This window comes from Sulfitobacter sp. (genome assembly GCF_036961165.1).
GTDB lineage: Bacteria > Pseudomonadota > Alphaproteobacteria > Rhodobacterales > Rhodobacteraceae > Sulfitobacter.
In genome coordinates this window covers 1-20,026 of the sequence record NZ_JBALVJ010000005.1, presented here as the reverse complement: position 1 = coordinate 20,026, position 20,026 = coordinate 1, and the positions used below count along the sequence as shown (strand labels likewise).

General features: G+C 57.8%; 17 protein-coding genes. 10 read left to right on the top strand and 7 right to left on the bottom strand.

The window, feature by feature from the left end:
* Positions 1-15: 15 nt before the first annotated feature.
* Both V7730_RS04165 and V7730_RS04160 read right to left on the bottom strand, forming a co-directional pair.
* Positions 16-285 (bottom strand): hypothetical protein, encoded by a 270-nt coding sequence (locus tag V7730_RS04165; protein WP_335746334.1) that lies wholly within the window; start codon positions 283-285, stop codon positions 16-18.
* Positions 282-3,089, bottom strand: a complete 2,808-nt coding sequence (locus V7730_RS04160) for a glutamine-synthetase adenylyltransferase (protein ID WP_335746333.1) — start codon at positions 3,087-3,089, stop codon at positions 282-284. Before V7730_RS04160 ends, V7730_RS04165 begins: the two co-directional genes overlap by 4 nt.
* Positions 3,090-3,329: 240 nt before the next feature.
* Between V7730_RS04160 and V7730_RS04155 the strand changes: the two genes are divergently transcribed.
* The 3 genes from V7730_RS04155 (at position 3,330) to V7730_RS04145 (ending at position 5,187) form a co-directional block, all read left to right on the top strand.
* Positions 3,330-3,758, top strand: coding sequence for a DUF2852 domain-containing protein (locus V7730_RS04155; RefSeq protein WP_335746332.1), 429 nt, complete (start codon positions 3,330-3,332; stop codon positions 3,756-3,758).
* Positions 3,759-3,829: 71 nt separating this feature from the next.
* A complete protein-coding gene (locus V7730_RS04150; RefSeq protein ID WP_335746331.1) occupies positions 3,830-4,267 on the top strand; it encodes an RDD family protein in 438 nt (145 codons plus the stop codon).
* A 98-nt stretch (positions 4,268-4,365) separates the two neighbouring features.
* Positions 4,366-5,187: an arginyltransferase gene (locus V7730_RS04145; RefSeq protein ID WP_335746330.1), complete on the top strand. Its 822-nt coding sequence runs from the start codon at positions 4,366-4,368 to the stop codon at positions 5,185-5,187.
* Between the two features lie 161 nt (positions 5,188-5,348).
* Here the strand turns inward: V7730_RS04145 and V7730_RS04140 are convergent, their stop codons facing one another.
* The 3 genes from V7730_RS04140 to V7730_RS04130 all read right to left on the bottom strand — a co-directional run bounded on the left by V7730_RS04140 (position 5,349) and on the right by V7730_RS04130 (position 9,907).
* Entirely contained in the window at positions 5,349-7,700 is a 2,352-nt protein-coding gene (locus V7730_RS04140) for a TRAP transporter large permease subunit (protein WP_335746329.1), read from the bottom strand.
* A gap of 17 nt (positions 7,701-7,717) precedes the next feature.
* The gene (locus V7730_RS04135; RefSeq protein WP_335746328.1) at positions 7,718-8,686 is read right to left on the bottom strand and encodes a TRAP transporter small permease subunit; all 969 of its coding nucleotides are present in this window, start codon (positions 8,684-8,686) and stop codon (positions 7,718-7,720) included.
* 132 nt (positions 8,687-8,818) lie between these two features.
* Entirely contained in the window at positions 8,819-9,907 is a 1,089-nt protein-coding gene (locus V7730_RS04130; protein ID WP_335746327.1) for a TRAP transporter substrate-binding protein, read from the bottom strand.
* 263 nt (positions 9,908-10,170) lie between these two features.
* Between V7730_RS04130 and V7730_RS04125 the strand changes: the two genes are divergently transcribed.
* The 7 genes from V7730_RS04125 (at position 10,171) to V7730_RS04095 (ending at position 17,462) form a co-directional block, all read left to right on the top strand.
* Entirely contained in the window at positions 10,171-11,604 is a 1,434-nt protein-coding gene (locus tag V7730_RS04125; protein ID WP_335746326.1) for a cache domain-containing protein, read from the top strand.
* Positions 11,601-12,239 (top strand): response regulator transcription factor, encoded by a 639-nt coding sequence (locus V7730_RS04120; RefSeq protein WP_335746325.1) that lies wholly within the window; start codon positions 11,601-11,603, stop codon positions 12,237-12,239. The genes V7730_RS04125 and V7730_RS04120 overlap by 4 nt, the downstream gene beginning before the upstream one ends.
* Positions 12,240-12,348: 109 nt before the next feature.
* Complete coding sequence (locus V7730_RS04115) at positions 12,349-13,236, top strand: cation diffusion facilitator family transporter (RefSeq protein WP_335746324.1); 888 nt, start codon at positions 12,349-12,351, stop codon at positions 13,234-13,236.
* A 364-nt stretch (positions 13,237-13,600) separates the two neighbouring features.
* Positions 13,601-15,352, top strand: coding sequence for an acetolactate synthase 3 large subunit (locus V7730_RS04110; RefSeq protein WP_335746323.1), 1,752 nt, complete (start codon positions 13,601-13,603; stop codon positions 15,350-15,352).
* 75 nt (positions 15,353-15,427) lie between these two features.
* Positions 15,428-15,988 (top strand): acetolactate synthase small subunit, encoded by a 561-nt coding sequence (gene ilvN, locus V7730_RS04105; protein WP_335746322.1) that lies wholly within the window; start codon positions 15,428-15,430, stop codon positions 15,986-15,988.
* Between the two features lie 107 nt (positions 15,989-16,095).
* Entirely contained in the window at positions 16,096-17,247 is a 1,152-nt protein-coding gene (locus V7730_RS04100) for an aromatic ring-hydroxylating oxygenase subunit alpha (protein ID WP_335746321.1), read from the top strand.
* Positions 17,244-17,462 carry a hypothetical protein gene (locus V7730_RS04095; protein ID WP_335746320.1) on the top strand — a complete coding sequence of 73 codons (219 nt, stop codon included), beginning with the start codon at positions 17,244-17,246 and terminating at the stop codon, positions 17,460-17,462. The genes V7730_RS04100 and V7730_RS04095 overlap by 4 nt, the downstream gene beginning before the upstream one ends.
* On the opposite strand, the gene V7730_RS04090 is transcribed toward V7730_RS04095, so the two are convergent.
* Both V7730_RS04090 and V7730_RS04085 read right to left on the bottom strand, forming a co-directional pair.
* The gene (locus tag V7730_RS04090) at positions 17,459-18,235 is read right to left on the bottom strand and encodes a DUF2189 domain-containing protein (RefSeq protein WP_335746319.1); all 777 of its coding nucleotides are present in this window, start codon (positions 18,233-18,235) and stop codon (positions 17,459-17,461) included. The genes V7730_RS04095 and V7730_RS04090 overlap by 4 nt on opposite strands.
* Before the next feature lie 12 nt (positions 18,236-18,247).
* Positions 18,248-19,657: an amidase gene (locus V7730_RS04085; RefSeq protein WP_335746318.1), complete on the bottom strand. Its 1,410-nt coding sequence runs from the start codon at positions 19,655-19,657 to the stop codon at positions 18,248-18,250.
* Between the last annotated feature and the right edge of the window lie 369 nt (positions 19,658-20,026).

Sequence of the window (20,026 nt, the reverse complement as noted above, 5' to 3'; positions counted from 1 at the left end):
AACCTGTACGGCCCGTTAATCCCGCTTGCGGCTCCGCCACCCGCCGCGACGGCGCGGTGTTGCAATGCTGTGCAGCCCCTCGTTGAGGACTTCGGACATCGGATGCGCGGGATCGGTGCCGTAGATCTTCAGCAGTTCAAGAAGTGCCGCGTGGGTCTCGCGCTCCGGTCCAAGGCTAATCGCCCAATCAAGGAAAATAGTCCGGCACTCAGGCTTGGTGATACCCTCTATCCGATAGGCTTCATAAATCAGCCCCTTAGGATCATCCGGTGTGGACTTCTTCATGATGCTGTCTCGCTGCCATGTGCTTTCAATGCTGCCGAGATTATCGCGTCAGCTTCTGTATAGGTCTGCTCCAGCTGCGCCTCCAGTGCCTCAGAGGTGTCGCTTTCGGGTGATGCCCCAACTGCATGGATCAGAAAACGCCAAGTTGCCGCGCGCAAATCCCCAAGTTTGAGAGGCCGCGCGGAAAGCAATCGCGTGGCAGATTGCAGCGCCCATAGGCAGGCGTATGCCTTAGTCAACGTCTGTTCGCCCATCGCGTCGATCAGCCCCGCCTCACGCGCAGCAGCTAACCCCGAAGGAATATCACGCGCCAGCGCCCCGCCCACCAGCGCCCCTGCTTGGGCAAAAAGTTCGATATCCTGCAAGCGGCCTGCGCCAATCTTGGCATCCAGGACCCCTTCGGGCGTTTTCGCCGCTGCGATACGCGCGCGCATCTCAGCGGTCTGGGTGCAAACATAAGCAATATCGCGGCTGGTTCTGAGGATTTCAACGCGCAGCGCCTCTACCTCTGCCGCCAAAGATTCGGGGCCTGCGACAACCTCTGCACGGGTCAACGCAAGATGCTCCCAGACCCATGCCTCATTCCGTTGGTAGCCGGCAAACGAGTCGATCGAGGTTGCCACAGGGCCCTTATTGCCAGAGGGGCGCAGTCGCAGGTCCAGCTCATACAGGCGCCCTTGCGACATCGGCGCGCTCATCGCTGTGATCATCGCCTGCGTGAGGCGCGCGTAATACTGCCGCGCAGGCAAGGGCCGCCGCCCGTCCGAGGCTTCGACCCCGTCGGCATCGTAGATCACGATCATATCAAGGTCCGATTGCGCCGTCAGTTGCCCTGCCCCAAGCGAGCCCATGCCCACAATCACCGCACCCTTGCCCGGCGGCGGGCCATGACGGCGCGAAATCTCTGCTATCACCACAGGCCATAGCGCGCGCAGCACCGCGCGGGCCAGATCGCTATATTGCGCCGCCGCAGTGGCACCGTCAGTTAGACCGCGTAGATGATGCACGCCGATCCTGAAATGCCATTCGCGCGCCCATGCCCGCGTGCCATCAAGTTGCGTCTCATAGTCCTCCGTCGCGGCCAACCGTTTGGTGAGCGCTTCGGCCAAAGCATCCTGCCCCGGCCAGTCAGCAAAGAAATCCCCGCCAATGACGGCGTCCAACACAGCAGCGTTGCGTGACAGGTGGGCCCCCAGCATCGGTGACACCGACACGATGGTGATCAGCAGATCAGCCAGCTGTGGATTTGCCTTGAGCAAAGAGAACAGCTGCACCCCCGCAGGAAGACCCCTAAGAAAGCCGTCAAAGGCAAGGATCGCCTCGTCGGGCTTGTCGGCTTGTGCCAACCGCGCCAACAGTTCGGGCTTGAGCCGTTCAAATAGCTCTGCCCCCCGCTCGGAGCGGAGCGCAGGATAGCCGTGCCACGCATCAATCACGCTCGTGTCAAAGCTGTGGTTCGTCTCCGCCTTGGTAACGGGGTCACGCGTTTCCGCAAAGAAGCCTTCGGTGATGTCATGTACGGCACTCAGGCGCACGTGCAGTTCTGTTTCCAGCGCTGACACATCCATGTCCATCATTGCAGCAATCCGTTCCATGCCTTCAGGCGTTTTCGGCAGCGTATGGGTCTGCGCATCGCGCACCATTTGCAAGCGGTGCTCGACCGTGCGGTGGAAGGTGTAGTGATCGGTCAGACTGTCGGCGACGCCTTGCGGCAACCAGCCTTTACCTGCCAGCAGCGAAAGCCCCTCTTTGGTCCCGCGCACGCGCAGGCTTTCGTCCCGCCCGCCGACAATCAGCTGGCGTGTCTGGGTAAAGAACTCGATCTCGCGGATGCCGCCGCGCCCCAGCTTCATGTTGTGGCCGGGCAAAGTGATGGGACCGCCAAGCCCCTTATGTTCACGGATAGCGAGGCGCATGTCATGGGCATCCTGAATGGCGGCAAAGTCCAGATGCTTGCGCCAAACGAAGGGGCGCATGGTCTGCAAGAACCCCTCACCCACGCTGATGTCACCCGCACAGGGACGCGCTTTGATATAGGCGGCACGCTCCCATGTGCGGCCAAGGCTCTCGTAATAGCGTTCAGCCGCCAGAAGCCCGACGCAAACCGGTGTCACAGCCGGATCAGGACGCAGCCGCAGGTCTGTGCGGAAAACATAACCGTCTCCAGTGATGTCACTCAGGCTGGCGGACATGGCGCGGGTGGCTTTGATCAGCCCCGCCCGGGCCTCTTGAAAATCATCCGGATCATAGCGGCTCTCGTCAAACAGACATATAAGGTCGATATCCGAGGAGTAGTTAAGCTCCCCCGCCCCCATCTTGCCCATCGCGAGCACCGTCATACCGCCGCCTGTTTCGGCGTCATCCGCGGTCAGCCCCGGCAGTTTGCCGCGCCGGATCTGGGTACCTACCGCAACCCGCAGCGCCGCTTGCGTGGCGGCATCCGCGTAATCGGTCAACGCGCCAGTGACTTCTTCTAGCGACCACACGCCCCCCAGATCAGCCAGCGCAGACAGCAGTGCCACACGCCGCTTACCCTGACGCAGACCTGCGTTCACGGTCCCCTCATCAAGCTGGGTTGTCGCGGCCAAGATAGCTGCCAAAGCGGCCTCGGGCGCATCGACCGCTTCTTCCAGCCAGTCGGCTTCTTTGGTGATTAGCGTTGCGAGATAGGGCGCGAGCGCCGCTGTTCCTGCAAGTAAGGGACGGATATCCGCATCGAACCGCTCAAGCGGTAGATCGGCGTCAGCTTCGGCGGTGCCGCGCGGGCATCTGGTCAGTCGTTTTGAGAGAGATATGGCTTTCATATCTCCACAGTTGCTGTTGTTCTGGTGGCCGTCAATGCCCGACAGTGATATTTCTGAACTCTCTAACATATTGAAATATTACAATAATAAAAATTAATGTAAACATCATTCACATAAAGTCTTGTAATATTCCGGAACTCCCCCAAATTGAGTGATGTGAAAGGCATTTACATTCCAGTCCTTTCTCCGGTGAAGCGCCCCATGCACGGCGGCCGCACACCGCCACCTAGAGGGACTATTATGACCACGATGACTGACACTGCCTCCTACCCGTCCCGCAGCGCCAACCGCGAAAGCTGGCTGAAGCGTACGGAAAACTGGCTTGATGCGCGCGGCAAGGGCGCATGGATCGCCGCGATGGTACTGGGGTTCATCTTTTTCTGGCCCGTTGGCCTTGCCCTTCTGGCCTATATGATCTGGAGCAAACGTATGTTTTCATCATCTTCCCGCGACTGTAGCCGTAAAATGCACCGCAGCATGGCAATGGGCCGACCCACAGGCAACACAGCCTTTGACGCCTATAAGGCAGACACTCTGCGCCGCCTGCAAGAAGAGCAGGACAACTTCGAGAGCTTCCTAGAGCGTCTGCGCGCAGCCAAGGACAAATCCGAGTTTGACACCTTTATGGACGAGCGTGCCAAGCGGAACGATGGCGCCGCCGAGGCATAAGCGCCTTGAAACCTTCCGTGCGCCCGCCCACATATCGGGTGGGCGCACCCCGTACAGGCACAGGACCAAAAATGACCCCAGATCCAGACATGCAGCCACAGTTTTATGACGGCGTTCCCAGCAAGCGGTTGCTGGCTTGGGTCGTCGACACGTTGGTGATTACCGCACTGACAGTGGTAGTGGTCCCCTTCACCGCATTCATCGGGCTGTTCTTTCTGCCCCTGCTCTATCTGGTGTTGGGTTTTTCGTACCGCGTTGTGACCCTATCACGCGGTTCAGCCACGCTGGGCATGCGCCTGATGGCGGTTGAACTGCGCGACCGCGACGATGAACCTTTTGATCTGCCCACAGCCTTTCTGCACACGCTGGGTTATACCGTTTCGCTAGCGATGCCCCTGTTGCAGCTTATCTCGGTTGTCTTGATGCTCAGCACAGAGCGCCGCCAAGGGCTGAGTGATCTGTTATTGGGCACAGTTGCGCTGAACCGTCGCGCTCAGCCTCTCTTCTGACACGCACGCACGCGGGGTCTTGCCAACGGGCGCATTTAGGGTTTGCGCCTCAAAATAGGCGCGCTATCTTACCCAAGACAAACAGACGGACCCCCCTTATGCGCCATTCGCTTCCCATTGCTCCGCAGTTCTATGTGACCGCTCCGCAACCCTGTCCCTACCTAGACGGGAGGATGGAGCGGAAGCTGTTTACCGCGTTGCAGGGGGAGAATGCAGAGAAGCTGAACAACAGCTTGTCTGGGCAGGGATTCCGACGCAGCCAGAACGTTCTCTACCGCCCTTCATGCGCGGAATGCTCGTCGTGCCTTTCTGCACGGATTGACGTGTCGCGTTTTAAGCCAAGCAAAAGTCAGCGCCGCACGATGAACCGCAATAAAGGGCTTACACGCCGCGCCACATCGCCATGGGCCACCGAAGACCAGTATGACCTGTTCCGCAGCTACCTTGAGAGCCGCCATTCGGATGGTGGCATGGCCGATATGGATGTGTTCGAATTCGCCGCGATGATCGAGGAAACCCCGATTCGCAGCCGCGTGATTGAATATACAGATACCGAAACCAGCGACCTGACCGGCGTGTGCCTGACGGATGTGTTGGGTGACGGGGTGAGCATGGTCTACTCCTTCTACACGCCGGACCGCCCCCGCGACGGCTTGGGCACCTATATCATCCTCGACCATATCGAGATCGCACGCAGCGCAGGCCTGCCCTATGTCTATCTGGGCTATTGGGTGCCTGGCAGTCAGAAGATGGGCTATAAGGCCAAATTCTCGGGTCTTGAGGTTTTCATTGGAGGCGAATGGCAGCCGATGAAAGATCCCGAAAGCTTTGAGCATCCGCCCCATCCGCTCACCAACGATCCGATTGCTGAACAGGTCGCGAATATCTCGCTGCCCGATCTGGCGCCCAAGCGCATCTGACGCAGCATAGTCAGATCGCGCCATTTTTAGCTGCCTGTCGCTGTTTCCCTAAAAGTCTCTATTCCCAATGCTTTGCGCTTTGCGCAGCTCTTTGCAGTGTCATGAAAAAAGGGCGCCCTAGTCGGACGCCCTTTGTGTAAGATTTCTGTGGCTGATCCGGCTTATGGGATCAGGTCCGGAACGATGGTCACAATAGCAGGGAAGAACCATAGAATGGCCAGTCCTGCCACCTGGATCATCACGAAGGGAATGATCCCGCGGTAGATGTGCTGTGTCGTGACACTCGCCGGAGCCACACCGCGCAGATAGAACAAAGCGAAGCCGAAGGGCGGTGTCAGGAACGACGTCTGCAGGTTCACCGCAATCATAATCGTCACCCATTTAGGATCGAACGTGCCGCCGTAGATCACCGGCCCGACAATCGGCACCACGATGTAGATGATCTCAAGGAAGTCGAGCACGAAGCCCAGCACGAACAACACTAGCATAACCAGCAAGAAGACCGTCAACTCGTTGTCGAAAGACTTGAGGAATTGCTGGATGTAATGCTCGCCGCCAAAGCTGATGACCACAAGGTTCAGCAGCTGTGAGCCGATCAGGATCGTAAACACCATCGAGGTCACTTTGGCCGTCTCGCGTACCACCGGCGCCAGAACGCCCGAGGTCCACAGGATGTAGCAGCTGAACAGCAGGCCGAACACAGCGTAGAGATATGCGCCGTAAGCCACAAAGAAGGCCACCCAGTTCTCAAAGCCGACTTCGTCCTGATTGATCCGCAGGTCAAAGTTCACGCCCACGAGGATCGCGATGATAATCGCCAGTGTGGACCAGATGATCACCTTAGGCGAACGGTCCATATCCTTGAGCTTGCGGTAAGCCGCCAGCATGAGGGCACCACCTGCCCCAAGCGCCGCCGCTGGCGTTGGGTTGGTGATCCCACCAAGGATAGAGCCCAGCACCGCAACGATCAGAACCAGCGGTGGGAAGACCACGCGGATCAGCTCGTTCCTGGCGCACAGCCCCGTCGCATAAACCACACCGTACATGATCGCTGCAAAGGGCAGCGCCATCAGGACAACCATGGTCCCCGGCGATGTGGTGGATGCTACCAGCAGGATATCCACCAGCAGCAAAAGCACCACACCTATCCCGCCGATGATCAGCGGCTTGGTGTCCGAGGAAGGAGATACACCGCGTGCAGTGGTCAGGATCATACCCAGAAGGATCATGATGATCGCAATACCGGTCCCGATCGGGGCCGCGCCGTCGATCTTGGCCTGTTGTGCGGTAGCGTACTGATCTTCGGTAAGCTTTTTACTCGCCGATAGGCCACCAGACGCGTCGATTACCGACTGCTGTTGAAGGGCAAGGTCCCAGCGTTCCTGACCGTGTAGGTCGATCATCGCCGCCTTACATTCGTCGCCTACGTTGGTACGCAAGGTCGCGCTCTCACCAATATCGGAGAAGCTGGAGATGCGCGTGCTTTGGCTGCCGACGAAACCCAGATTGCCCAGCACAATTGTGCCGACAATCATAAGCACTGGTGCGCCCACAAACCACGTAAACGCTTCACTGCGTGTCACAGGTTCCGAATTGGTGGAGCCCAAAACAACCGCAGGTGCCTTGCTCGGGTTTAACAGCGCATAGCCAAAGGCATAAAGCGCATAAAGCAAAGCCAGCAGGATACCGGGCAACAGCGCCGCTTGGAACAGTGTCCCGACCGAGACAACAGCAGGTTCACCCAGATATGTCAGTGCATCGGTACAGCCCAACGAAGAAGCACGCGCCTCTTGTGCGGATGAATAAAGATCACCGGCCAGCGTGCCGAGCAGGACAATCACGATGGACGGCGGAATGATCTGCCCCAAGGTCCCAGAGGCCGCGATGACCCCCGTTGCCAGCTCTGGCGAGTAGTTGTTGCGCAGCATCGTCGGCAGCGCCAGCAGACCCATTGTCACAACAGTCGCACCAACGATACCGGTCGAAGCGGCAAGGAACGCGCCTACCACAACAACAGAGACAGCCAAACCACCGGGCAATGGGCCAAACACTTTGGCCATGGATGTCAGCAGATCGTTTGCGATCTTAGAGCGCTCAAGCGTGATGCCCATAAGGACGAACATCAGCACGGCCAGCAGTGTCTCAATGGATTGTCCCGCCAGAACACGTTCGTTCATGCGGTTCACCACGAAGGACACGTTGCGGTCCAATGCCACTTCCCAGCCAGCCGGGAACACGGATTCAGCTACGCGCGGTAAGTCGGGATATCGGAATAGCGATACCGTATCCTCTCTGATGCCGGAGTTTATCAACGTGCGGTACGCCTCTGATGAGGTGTCGATCGCCTGATGGATCATCAGCCCCGCGCTATCGAGCGCCGCGATGATGAAAAATGAAATGATACCCGCGCCACCGATGGCAAAGGCCACCGGAAAGCCGGACAGAATGCCGCCGAAGAGACACACGAATACGATGATCAGGCCAACTTCGACCCCGTCGAGACCAAAAAACATTTCTGTTTTCCCCTAAATTAGTGTGTGCCCTCATAGGCTTCTTCGCCCTCGCCAAGAGTATCCTTGTCGAGATATTTACCTTCGCTCTCTTCACCTTCGCGCAATTCGCACCACGAGCGGTAGAAGACCGCAATCGCCTGCAAGATCACCATCACACAGAAGGTGCAGAGGAGGATTTTGAACAGGAAGTAACCGTTGAACCCGTTGGGTGAGAAACCGATGGTTTCCACGTTCCATTTCAACAACCGCGCCTTGCGCAGCAAAAGCTCAAGTTTGTCGGAGGCTGACGGGTTCGGTGTGACCAGATGGCGCCACAGGAAGTACCAGCCGTACATCCACGTGACGATAGCAAACGGGACCATGAAGAAGACCGCGCCAAACATGTCCACAATCTTTTTGGTGCGGAATTTCGCGCCGGCATAGAACAGGTCAACCCGCACATGTCCACCTTGAACAAAGGTGTAGCTTACACAAAGACAAACGACCAAAGCGTTGTAAAGTTTCAATTCTTCCGCAAACCAGCTGATGTCAAACTGGAGCGGAATACCAAAACCGATGGAGATATCCGGCCGTGTAAAAATACGCTGCATGAAGACAATGATGATCTGTTGGAGAACCATGATCAGACCGGCCCAGGCAAACAAACGACCCACCCCGTTGGCAAAACCTTCCAGCCCGCGCACCATAGCCCACATGAACTGACGCTTGCGCATACCAATAACGGTGATGATTGCCAGCGCTGTCGCGAGTACAAAGAACAGCTCGACCGAACCGCCGTAATAAATAAAGCGCATCAGCGACTGACTGTCTGACCAGTTCAACCACATGCCCGGATTCAGGATTGCGGCAAAGAAGTTATAAAATGCCTCAAGAACGTTGCCTGTCACAAACTGGACAAGGCCGCCCTCTTGGAACTTATCGAGACAGCTAAGCTTTGCGCCCTCAGCTGCGCGGAAAAATCCCGAACATACAATATCGTCAGCCATGTGTCCCCTCCCCGGGTCGCGCGTCCGGTGCCGTTATCGACACCTATTTCCGGCCTGCGCGCTGCCGTTTTTTTGTTGGTGAAAGACCAAGGGCCGCAGCGAAACCGCGCGGCCCTCAATCCTGTCGTCAGCTTACATGTTTTTGCGCACGCGCTCACGCTGCTCGACGTAGAATGCGTCCGATTTGGACAGCCATTCGGCCGAAGAAGTAAGCGATGTTTCAAAGCTTTCACGTGTACGTGCGAACAGCTCGTCGCCCATGTTCTCGTCCATGACTTCTGCGGATGCTTTACCGAACGCATCCCAGACATCGTCCGAGAACTGCATGGTTTTCACACCCTGCTGCTGCAGACGTGAAAGGGCTGCACCGTTGTTGGCCAGAGTTTCGGCCAGCTGGGTGTGTGTTGTAGCCATTGTGGAATACTCGATGATCTTCTGGTGCGCTGGGGACAACTCGTTGAAGACGTCGAGGTTAACCGCACAGGCAAGGCCGGAACCTGGCTCGTGGAAGCCCGCTGTGTAGTAGACTTTTGCAACTTCTTGGAAGCCGGCGCGTTCATCCGCGAATGGGCCAACCCACTCCAGACCGTCCAAAGCACCCGAAGACAGCGCCTGATACAGTTCACCACCGGGGATGTTCTGAACGGATGCGCCCATTTTACCCAGTACTTTACCGCCAAGGCCCGGCATGCGGAACTTCAGACCGTTAAAGTCAGCAGCGGAGTTGATCTCATTGCGGAACCAGCCACCGGACTGGGAACCGGAGTTACCCGCCAGGAAGGACTTCAGGTTGAAGATTTCGCCCAGCTCGTTGTGCAGCTCGTGGCCGCCGCCGTGCAGGTACCAGTTTGTCAACTCTTGCGCTGTACCGCCGAAAGGAACGGCTGTGTAATAGGCATATGCTGGGTGCTGACCGATGAAGTAATAGTCGGCAGAGTGATACATGTCGGCCTGACCGGAGGATACGGCGTCGAATACTTCGAACGCGCCAACCAGCTCACCGGGGGCTTTTTTGTCGATGGTCAAGGTGCCGTCAGACATCTCGTTGACCATGTTGTTAAGGTATGTGGCCGCATCGTCCAGCACGGCAAAGCCGCGTGGCCATGATGTAACCATTGTCAGTGTGCGCTTGCCTTGGGCATACGCAGGGGCCGCGAGCGTTGTCGCTGCTGCGGCTGTACCGCCAAGTGCAGATGTCTTCAAAAATGAACGACGATCCATAAAGGTATCCTCCCGGGATTATTGCGCCCGCACGGTTAAAGTTCGCGCAGGTTGTTTCAAGTGGGCCAAGACTAGCGACCGTTCAGGGATTTGAAATACCTAGTACTGCGTAGAAATAGCTTTTCTGTCACCCAGACTGACTAATTTTCATGCACAAAAGGCTATTTGGGTTCTTGGACGCAACGATTCTCCAAAATCACGTAACAAAGGCTGTTGTGCGCTTTGGCTTTGAACGTCGGGCAGATTCGTCGTATCGAATCGCTATGAAACTTGACCGCTTCCGTTTTCACATCCCCTACGCGCAAAAGCTTACGCTGCTGGCGTCTGTGCCTTTGATCGTTGCTGTCGCGGCCATTGCCGTGCTGGTGGCGGCCCAGTCACGCGCGCTTGCAGACCGTGAGATTACAGCGCTTGAGGCCCAACTTATCGAGGCCAAGAAGGCCGAACTGCGCAACTACGTCACACAGGCCCGCAACGGGTTCTACTTTATCTACGGGTCTGCTGCACCGGATGATGAAGCCGCCAAGCGGCGCGTAGCCCAGATCCTGTCGGCGATGATCTACGGCGAGGAAGGCCAATTCTTTGTCTATGATTATGATGGCACCGCCATTGTCTCCCCCCGTGAGACAGAGCGGATCGGCCAGAACCTACGCGGCGAGACAGACAGCGAAGGCACCCTCGTAGTGGACCGACTGATCGATATCGCCCGAAAGGGCGACGGCTATCACAGCTATCTATGGCCCAAGCCGTCCACGGGTGTGCCCGCTCGCAAGATTGACTACGTGACTTCTTTCCCCTCGTGGCAATGGGCCGTGGGCACCGGTGTTTTCATCGACGATGTGCTGGCCACGGTCGCAACCTCCCGCAGGGATGTCGAAGCGCGCGTGCAGCGGACCTTTCTATACATCGGCGCCATTACCCTGATTGCACTCTTGGTGGTCTTTGCCAGCAGTATGTTGCTGAACCTGCGCGAACGGAGGCTGGCGGATGCCAAGCTTAAAAAGCTGACGCAACGGGTGTTTGATGCCCAGGAAGAAGAGCGTGGCCGCGTGGCGCGCGAATTACATGACGGGATCAGCCAGTTGCTGGTCGGCGTGCGCTACGCGCTCGACAACGCGCGGCGCAAATTTGATCGCGGTGATCCCGCCGCAGGTGCGCCCTTGGCAAAGGGTATCGAGTCGCTTGGCGAAGCGATCACCGAAGTGCGCCGGATCAGCCGCGATCTGCGCCCCCGTGTGCTGGACGATCTGGGGCTTGGCCCTGCCTTGCGCACACTGGCCGAAGAGTTTGGCACACGCACAGGTATCAAGGTGCACTACTCTACCGTTGTTTTCCGCAACCGGCTCGATGATGATGCCAAGATCGCGCTTTACCGCATCGCCCAAGAGGCGCTGACCAACATCGAACGCCATGCGGGCGCCACCGAAGTCAACATCGACTTGCGGGGTCATCGGCGCGGTGCAACGCTGCGGATCACCGACAACGGCTGCGGCTTTGACCACCGCTCTAGTACGCAAGGGCTGGGTCTGCGCAACATGCAAGAGCGGATGGACCAGCTTGGCGGACATCTGTACATGCGTGCGGCCCCCGGCAAAGGGGTCGAGATCGAGGCCACGGCCCCCCTCACCCACATGCTGCCGCCAAGCCCCGGCAACGCCGACACCAAACGCCCCGATACCAGAAAGGCACCAGTATGACCGAACGTATGCGCATCGCCATCGTGGACGATCACCCGATGGTCGCCGAAGGCATCCAGTCTATTCTGGAAAGCTATGACGACGTGCAAATCGTCGGCACACTAACCGGAGGCCGCGCGGTGATCGAGCAACTCGAAACGCTCAACCCCGATGTGATCCTGATGGATCTCAACATGCCCGACATGGGAGGGCTTTCCGCCACCGAGATCATCCTTGAGCAACGCCCCGGCACCCGCATTGTGATCCTGTCCATGCATGACAGCCCCGAATACATCTCTTCTGCGCTGAACCACGGTGCCATGGGTTATCTGTTGAAAGACGTGCCCACGGACGAGATCAAATTGGCCATAGATATGGTCATGCGCGGCGAGCGATATCTGTGCACTGGCGCGCAAGGCTCGCTGATTCCCAAGGACGATGATCCGCGCGAAACCCTGACAGGGCGCGAACAGACGATATTACTGCAATTGGCACAGGGTCAGTCAAACAAACAGGTGGCCCTGACCCTCGACATCTCTGTCCGCACGGTCGAGACGCACCGCAAAAACATCAAGCGCAAGCTCGGCATCTCCAGCACCGCAGGGCTGACGCGCTACGCCTTGGAGCATGGGGTGCTGCAAGGAACGGGCGTCTAGCACGCCTATTCCTGCGCACGCCGGCCGACCTACGCTGCACTCATAGACGTAACTTGCACCCGCTGCTATCCTGAACTAGCTGACGGGCCAAAGTCAGAGGGACGCCAAAATGACCACGATCAAACTTGCGATTGGTAGTATTTTTGTCGGTTTCGCCGTGCTGGCCCTAAAGACGTTTGCCTACTGGATGACGGGCTCGGTCGCGCTGCTGTCTGACGCCCTCGAAAGTACGGTGAATGTTGCCACAGCCTTTGCCGCTTTGATCGCCATTCGCGTCGCTGCAAAACCCGCTGACGCGGATCACCCCTACGGCCACCACAAGGCAGAGTTCTTCAGCGCCGTGCTGGAAGGTGTGATGATTATTGTAGCCGCCCTTTTGATCTTTCGGGAAGCTTTCGATGGCATGATGAACCCGATGCCGCTTGAAGCGCCGATTGAGGGGCTGTTGGTGAATATGGCCGCGACACTTATCAACGGCTTATGGGCATGGGTTCTGATCAGTCGCGGGTGCATCCAAAAGTCGCCCGCGCTTGTAGCCGATGGCAGGCACTTGATCACCGACGTTTTCACGTCTGTCGGTGTTGCCGTTGGCGTTCTACTGGCTGTTGCAACTGGCTGGTGGATACTTGATCCGGTGCTGGCCACACTTGTCGCTATCAACATCCTTTGGTCCGGATCAAAGATTGTGAAGGAATCCCTGAGCGGCCTCATGGATGAAGCGGTGTCAGAGCAAACACTGAACAGCATCCGCGACGTGATCTCAGCAGAGTCTTCCGGTGCGATCGAGGCCCATGATCTGCGCACGCGGCATGCCGGCGTAGCAACCTTCATCGACTTCCACCTCGTCGTTCCAAGCGAGACGACGGTCTATGAAGCGCATGAAATCTGTGACCGGATCGAGCATGCTCTGACGGATGTACTGGAGGATGCCAGCGTGACCATCCACGTGGAGCCACCCCATAAAACCAAGCACTACGGTGCGATCGTTTTTGAGTAAGGCGAAGCTGCGACACCCGTCCAAACTGCCCCCTCGATCAATCAAATCCCGCCAACAATCACGTTTTAGCGGCTCCGCTTAGCACAAATTAGCCAAAACCACCCGCTATACGAAATAAAATATCAAAAAACATGAGCCCTGCGACACTTTTTCACAATATTCACGGTTGACGCCCTCGAAAACCCCTCATAATGTCGCAAAACGTATAAAGGAGCCTTTGGGCATGATCGATCTAGTCGTCATCTTAGGATACAAGCGCATGGGCCGGTAACGGTAAACCATATTCGACCCCATGCGCCCCCGACACCCTCGGGGGCTTTTTTATGCCGAACACACATAGCAAACCGCTGCACGGAGCAAGACAATGACACGCCAAATGACCGGAGCCAAAATGATCGTCCAAGCCCTGATTGATCAGGGTGTGGACACTGTATTCGGATATCCCGGCGGCGCCGTCTTACCGATTTACGACGAGATCTTTCAGCAAAACAGCATCAAGCACATCCTTGTACGCCACGAACAAGGTGCCGTGCATGCCGCCGAAGGCTACGCCCGCTCAACTGGCAGGCCAGGTGTGGCGCTGGTCACGTCCGGCCCCGGTGCGACCAACGCGGTTACCGGCCTGACAGATGCGCTGATGGACAGCATCCCGATCGTCGTTCTGACCGGACAGGTGCCGACGTTCATGATCGGCTCGGACGCGTTTCAGGAGGCTGATACCGTTGGCATCACCCGCCCCTGCACCAAACATAACTGGCTGGTGAAGGAGACTGACAAGCTGTCGGGCGTAATCCATGAGGCGTTCCACGTGGCGACCTCCGGCCGTCCCGGCCCTGTATTGGTGGACATCCCCAAGGACGTTCAGTTCGCCTCTGGCAGCTATACACCCAAATCACCCTCGAAATCGCACTACCAGCCGCAGGTTAAAGGCGACATGGAAGCTATCACCGAGCTGGTTGAAGCCATGGAAAAGGCCAAGCGCCCTGTGTTCTATACGGGCGGCGGCGTAATCAACTCTGGCCCCGGTGCCAGCCAGTTGCTGCGCGAACTGGTAGAGGCGACAGGCTTTCCCATCACCTCAACCCTGATGGGTCTGGGCTGCTACCCTGCGTCTGGCGAAAAATGGCTGGGTATGCTGGGTATGCACGGTCTTTATGAGGCAAATATGGCCATGCACGGCTGTGACCTGATGATCAACATCGGCGCACGCTTTGACGACCGTATCACTGGCGTTGTTGAAAAGTTCAGCCCAAATTCGAAAAAAGCGCACATCGACATCGACCCAAGCTCGATCAACAAAGTAATCCGCGTGGATATCCCGATCATGGGCGACGTTGGCCATGTGCTTGAAGACCTGCTGAAGGTCTGGAAATCGCGCGGCCGCAAGACCAATTCCGAAGCGGTCGCCAAGTGGTGGAAACAGATTGAGGGATGGCGCGCTGTTAACTGCCTCAAGTTCACGCAAAAGGGCGAAGTGATTAAGCCACAGTACGCGCTGTCGCGGCTCCAGGCGCTAACCAAAGACCATGACCGCTATATCACCACCGAAGTGGGCCAGCACCAGATGTGGGCGGCGCAGTATCTGGACTTTGAAGATCCTAACCGCTGGATGACGTCTGGTGGCCTTGGCACAATGGGCTATGGCTTTCCTGCCTCTATCGGTGTGCAGATGGCGCACCGCGATGCGCTGGTGATCAACGTGGCTGGCGAAGCATCTTGGCTGATGAACATGCAGGAAATGGGCACGGCGATGCAGTACGGCCTGCCGGTCAAACAGTTCATCCTCAATAACGAACGCCTTGGCATGGTGCGTCAGTGGCAGGAACTGCTGCACGGTGAGCGCTACTCGCAGTCTTGGTCCGAAAGCCTGCCTGATTTCGTGAAGCTGGCAGAGGCGTTTGGTGCCAAGGGTATCCGATGCTCTGACCCTGCTGGTCTGGACGAGGCGATCATGGAGATGATCAACTACGACGGTCCGGTGATTTTCGATTGTCTGGTGGAAAAGCATGAAAACTGCTTCCCGATGATCCCGTCGGGCAAGGCGCACAATGAGATGATTATGGGCGATGTGGACACATCTACCGCTATTGATGCTGAAGGAAAGGTGCTGGTCTAACCGTTTTTTCGCAAAAACGGTTCGGAGGTTTTTACAATCTCCGGCCATCCCCTTCTACTGTAAAGGACTACACACATGTCACCGCTAAAAATCAAAAAAGGCGCCACCAGCCACTCCGCCTACAACCTACGCCCCAACTTCTCGGACGTGGAAGAGCGCCACACGCTCGCCATGCTGGTTGAAAACGAACCGGGTGTTCTGGCGCGCGTCATCGGCCTATTTGCCGGGCGCGGCTATAACATCGACAGTCTGACAGTGGCCGAAGTCGACCACACAGGCCACCTCAGCCGCATCACGATTGTGACCCGCGGCACGCCGCAGGTGATCGAACAGATCAAAGCACAGGTCGGGCGCATCATCTCGGTCCGTACCGTACACGACCTGACGGTCGAGGGCGCGAGCGTCGAGCGGGAGCTCGCGATGTTCAAAGTCGTAGGCACCGGCGAGAAGCGGGTCGAAGCGCTGCGTTTGGCAGACATCTTCCGCGCTAATGTTGTGGACAGCACGCTGGGCAGCTTTGTCTTCGAGATCACCGGCGCGCCCGAGAAAATCGACGCATTTGCCGATCTGATGCGCCCGCTTGGCCTTGCTGATGTGGCGCGCACAGGCGTTGCCGCGCTGTCACGCGGCGAATAAGCGCATAACACACAGCATGTCGCCCCTGAGCAAAGCTGGTCGCTGGCGATAACAAGCCGCCTGCGGCCGCATGGTATGATTGGAGCATCCACAGGAGAACTCCTTCCATGACCCATTCCGATCTCAGCACCGTGCGCCGCCCGATCTCATCCGCCAATGGCTTGCCCAATGGCCACTACACGGACCCTGCCCTTTTCGCTGAAGAGCGGCAGGCGGTGCTGTTCGACAATTGGGCCGGTCTTGGCGTTGCGGCGGACGTGCCCGCTGTGGGTGATGCTGTACCAGTAACTTTCCTTGGTGTGCCGCTCTTGATGGTCCGTGACCGCGCAGGCAACGTGCGGGTGTTCCAGAACATCTGCCGCCACCGTGGCATGATCCTTGTGGATGCCCCGCGCAAAATCGAAGGGGCAATCCGCTGCCCCTACCATTCGTGGTGTTACAGCACCGAAGGCAAGCTGGTGAGCACCCCGCATGTCGGCGGTCCGGGCAGAAATACCGCTGACGGCATCAATCGCGCGCTATTGGGGCTTATCGAAGTACGCAGCCACATCTGGATGGATGTGGTCTGGATCAACGTGTCAGGCACCGCCGACCCCTTCGAGCAGGCCAATGCAGATCTTCTGGCGCGTTGGTCCGAGTTTGACAAACCGCTGCACCACGGCGGCGCGGACAGCCGCTTTGAACTGTCGGTGAACTGCAACTGGAAACTAGCCGTCGAAAACTACTGTGAGAGCTATCATTTGCCTTGGGTACACCCCGGTCTGAACAGCTATTCACGGCTTGAGGATCACTACCACATTGAACAGTCTGGGTGTTTTTCCGGCCAAGGGACATATGTTTACCGCCAGCTAAAGGGCGGAGACGGCAACAGCTTTCCTGATTTTGAAGGCCTGAGCGACAAGTGGGACACCGCCGCCGAATATATCACCGCCTATCCAAACGTTCTGCTCGGTGTGCACCGTGACCACGCGTTTGCCATCGTTCTGGTGCCCGAAGGACCGGAGCGCACGGTCGAGCACGTACACCTCTACTATGCCCAGCCCCAGACCGACCCCGAACTGCGCGCACGCAACACCGCCCAGTGGAAAGAGGTGCTCGAAGAGGACATCTTTGTAGTCGAAGGTATGCAGCGTGGCCGCCATGCGGTTGGGTTTGACGGAGGACGGTTCTCTCCTGCGATGGACGGGCCGACCCACATGTTCCATGATTGGGTCGCATCCCAAATGACCCGCCATCGCACACCCCTCGCGGCCGAATGAGCGATCTGAATGCGCAAATGCTCGCAGCGCATGAGGCGGGTGATCTGCCCGCGCTAGTGGCGCTTTATCATGCAGCGGCACAGGCGGCGCTGGATGAGGAAGAGGCCTGTTTCTATTTAACCCATGCTTATGTTTTTGCGCTGGAATTGGGCGACGCGCAGGCCGAAACCTTACGTGCACAATTGGTGGCCCATGGCCGCGAAGCGCCTGATTAATCGGACCTTAGCGCCGCGTAAACATGCCATGAGCTGTGGCCCAGCCACGGCAGAACCACCAGCAGTCCGAAAAACGCAGGCAACATGGCGATCATCAGCACGACTGCGATGAACGCGGCCCATAAAAGCATGAACCAGAAATGCGCGGCGACAAAGCCGATGCTTGTGATCAGCGCCGTAACATAATCCACCTCACGGTCCAGCAACAGCGGCAGCCCGATCACACAGATCGAGTAGAGCAGCAGCGCAAAAACCGCCCCCACGACCGACCCGAGCCCCAACATCATCAAACCATCTGCGCTCAGAAACACCGACGCCGAAGACATAATGTTCGTCATCGGCTTGAGACCCAAAAACAGTGCGAAAATCATATGGCCTAGGAAGAACCAGAACAGTAGCATCACCATCATCAGCGCACAGAGCAGCGGCAATTGACGCCCCCGCTCGGCCCATAAAACATGTATCACCCGTCTGACCGAAGGGTGCTCCCCCAAGCCGCGCAGACGTGACACCTCATAGGTGCCAAGCGCCGCGAAAGGGGCTGCCAGCGGAAAGCCGAAGACCCCCAGTACGAACCAGAATGTGTGACCGGCCCAGGCCGTGAGGCCCACAAGCCCCCAGCCCGCCAACAGGCACAAGACCGCGACGATCAACCCGAAGGCCGGAGCGGCGCGAAAGTCCTGCCAGCCGGCCGCCAACGCAATTCGTAAAAGTGCGATTGTCGGCTTTGCCAATGTCGGAACACCATGCTTGCGCTCTGTTGTGGCTTCCATCGTCGTTCCTCCCTAAAGGACAGGCGGCCTTGCCTGTGGCCAACCTGTCGCTTCGTGCCATTGCTGTGCAAGGCGCAAAAGTGCTGCGTCGCTACCGCGCCGTCCGATCAGTTGCAGGCCAGCAGGCAGCCCGTTGTCGCCAAAGCCCGCTGGCACATTCACCACCGGCAAGCCGATCAGACCTGCCGGCACCACCACCTGCATCCAGCGGTGATAGGTGTCCATGCTCCGTCCCGCGATCTCCTCGGGATAGGCCAGATCTACGTCAAATGGCCACAACTGCGCCGACGGCAGCACCAGCACATCGACGTTCTCGAACAGGCGCGTGGTCCGGCGGAACCAGTCAGAGCGGACCGCGCTAGCGCGCTGTATCTCCCGCGCACTCAAGGCAAATCCGCGCTCAATTTCCCACAACGCGGCAGGCTTGAGATATTCGCGCTTTTGCGCACTATCGTAGAACACGCCAAACCCTGCCGAAACGGCGAATGAGCGTAGATCAATCCACGACTGCCACATCGCATCCGCATCAAAGGGCGCGGCAAGTGTCTCAATCCGGTGGCCGAGCTCTTCCATCTGTTTAAGCGCGGCTTGGGAGATGTCGGCGATCCCGTCCTCATAGGCGAATGCCCCGTCCCAATTACCAAGCCAGCCGATGCGTAGGCCCTTGGGCGCAGTCCCGATGTCGCCAAGCGTCTTGGCCCCCTGCGTGCTAAGCGGCAAACGCGGGTCTGCGCCTGTCATGACATCCAGCAAGGCGGCCAGATCGGAGGGGCTGCGCGCCATCGGGCCGGAGGTCGAGAGCTGGTGCATAAACATATCGCCCACAGGCTCTGACGGGACGGTGCCCCAAGTCGGGCGCATCCCATAGACGTTGTTCCATCCCGCCGGATTGCGCAGGCTGCCCATCATGTCAGAGCCGTCGGCAATGCTTAGCATCCCCGTTGCCAGCGCCGCCGCCGCCCCACCCGAAGACCCGCCGGCGGAGCGGCTCAGGTCATAAGGGTTCCGCGTGGCGCCGTGCACCGGATTGTAAGTGTGCGATCCAAGGCCGAATTCAGGCGTGTTGGTCTTGCCAATGATGATCGCGCCTGCGGACCGCACGCGCGCCACCATGGTATCGTCACTGTCAGCCACCTGCCCCGCAAATAGCGGAGAGCCCATCGAAGTGGGCAGACCAGCGGCATTTGCCAGATCTTTGATCGCGATGGGCATGCCGTGCAGCCAGCCTGCACGCGGCGCGTTATCGGCTGCGCGTGCCTCTGCCATATTCCGGTCACGGTCGCGCAGGCTGACGATTGCGTTGACTTTACCATTGACCGCGTCGATCCGGTCCAGCGTGACCTCCATCAGTTCTGAAGCTGACAGATCACCCTTTTCAAGCGCGGCTGATTGGGCCAGCGCATCCATATTAAATATTTCCATAGAGGCATTATGGCCGTGCACACTGTCAGGGTGCAATAGTCCCCGTCTTCACGTTGTTCTTTTTCATCCAGAAAGGTGATGCGGCGTGATTAAAAAAGGTCGGCAACTACCAAAACCGAGCACGAAAGCCTAATATCAATCCCCTGCAGCGAAAGTCGGCTATGAGCCCAGATTGACCAATACTGCGCGTTACACGAACGACTGCTTCAATTGCATATATGTGTTTCCGGGGTTACTCAAATTCCAGCCAACGATAATCCCCACCTCTTTCGACGATTGCGATCCGCTTTGGACTTTCGGCGCGCGCTATCGCTGGTGATTTCAACGGGTCGACGCAACACTTTAATCTTTAGCCAAAGATGGAGTGAT

Bases quoted from the DNA above. Each gene is read 5' to 3' on its own strand.
- V7730_RS04165 (WP_335746334.1), bottom strand. From the start codon at position 285: ATGAAGAAGTCCACACCGGATGATCCTAAGGGGCTGATTTATGAAGCC.
- V7730_RS04160 (WP_335746333.1), bottom strand. From the start codon at position 3,089: ATGAAAGCCATATCTCTCTCAAAACGACTGACCAGATGCCCGCGCGGC.
- V7730_RS04155 (WP_335746332.1), top strand. From the start codon at position 3,330: ATGACCACGATGACTGACACTGCCTCCTACCCGTCCCGCAGCGCCAAC.
- V7730_RS04150 (WP_335746331.1), top strand. From the start codon at position 3,830: ATGACCCCAGATCCAGACATGCAGCCACAGTTTTATGACGGCGTTCCC.
- V7730_RS04145 (WP_335746330.1), top strand. From the start codon at position 4,366: ATGCGCCATTCGCTTCCCATTGCTCCGCAGTTCTATGTGACCGCTCCG.
- V7730_RS04140 (WP_335746329.1), bottom strand. From the start codon at position 7,700: ATGTTTTTTGGTCTCGACGGGGTCGAAGTTGGCCTGATCATCGTATTC.
- V7730_RS04135 (WP_335746328.1), bottom strand. From the start codon at position 8,686: ATGGCTGACGATATTGTATGTTCGGGATTTTTCCGCGCAGCTGAGGGC.
- V7730_RS04130 (WP_335746327.1), bottom strand. From the start codon at position 9,907: ATGGATCGTCGTTCATTTTTGAAGACATCTGCACTTGGCGGTACAGCC.
- V7730_RS04125 (WP_335746326.1), top strand. From the start codon at position 10,171: ATGAAACTTGACCGCTTCCGTTTTCACATCCCCTACGCGCAAAAGCTT.
- V7730_RS04120 (WP_335746325.1), top strand. From the start codon at position 11,601: ATGACCGAACGTATGCGCATCGCCATCGTGGACGATCACCCGATGGTC.
- V7730_RS04115 (WP_335746324.1), top strand. From the start codon at position 12,349: ATGACCACGATCAAACTTGCGATTGGTAGTATTTTTGTCGGTTTCGCC.
- V7730_RS04110 (WP_335746323.1), top strand. From the start codon at position 13,601: ATGACACGCCAAATGACCGGAGCCAAAATGATCGTCCAAGCCCTGATT.
- ilvN (WP_335746322.1), top strand. From the start codon at position 15,428: ATGTCACCGCTAAAAATCAAAAAAGGCGCCACCAGCCACTCCGCCTAC.
- V7730_RS04100 (WP_335746321.1), top strand. From the start codon at position 16,096: ATGACCCATTCCGATCTCAGCACCGTGCGCCGCCCGATCTCATCCGCC.
- V7730_RS04095 (WP_335746320.1), top strand. From the start codon at position 17,244: ATGAGCGATCTGAATGCGCAAATGCTCGCAGCGCATGAGGCGGGTGAT.
- V7730_RS04090 (WP_335746319.1), bottom strand. From the start codon at position 18,235: ATGGAAGCCACAACAGAGCGCAAGCATGGTGTTCCGACATTGGCAAAG.
- V7730_RS04085 (WP_335746318.1), bottom strand. From the start codon at position 19,657: ATGGAAATATTTAATATGGATGCGCTGGCCCAATCAGCCGCGCTTGAA.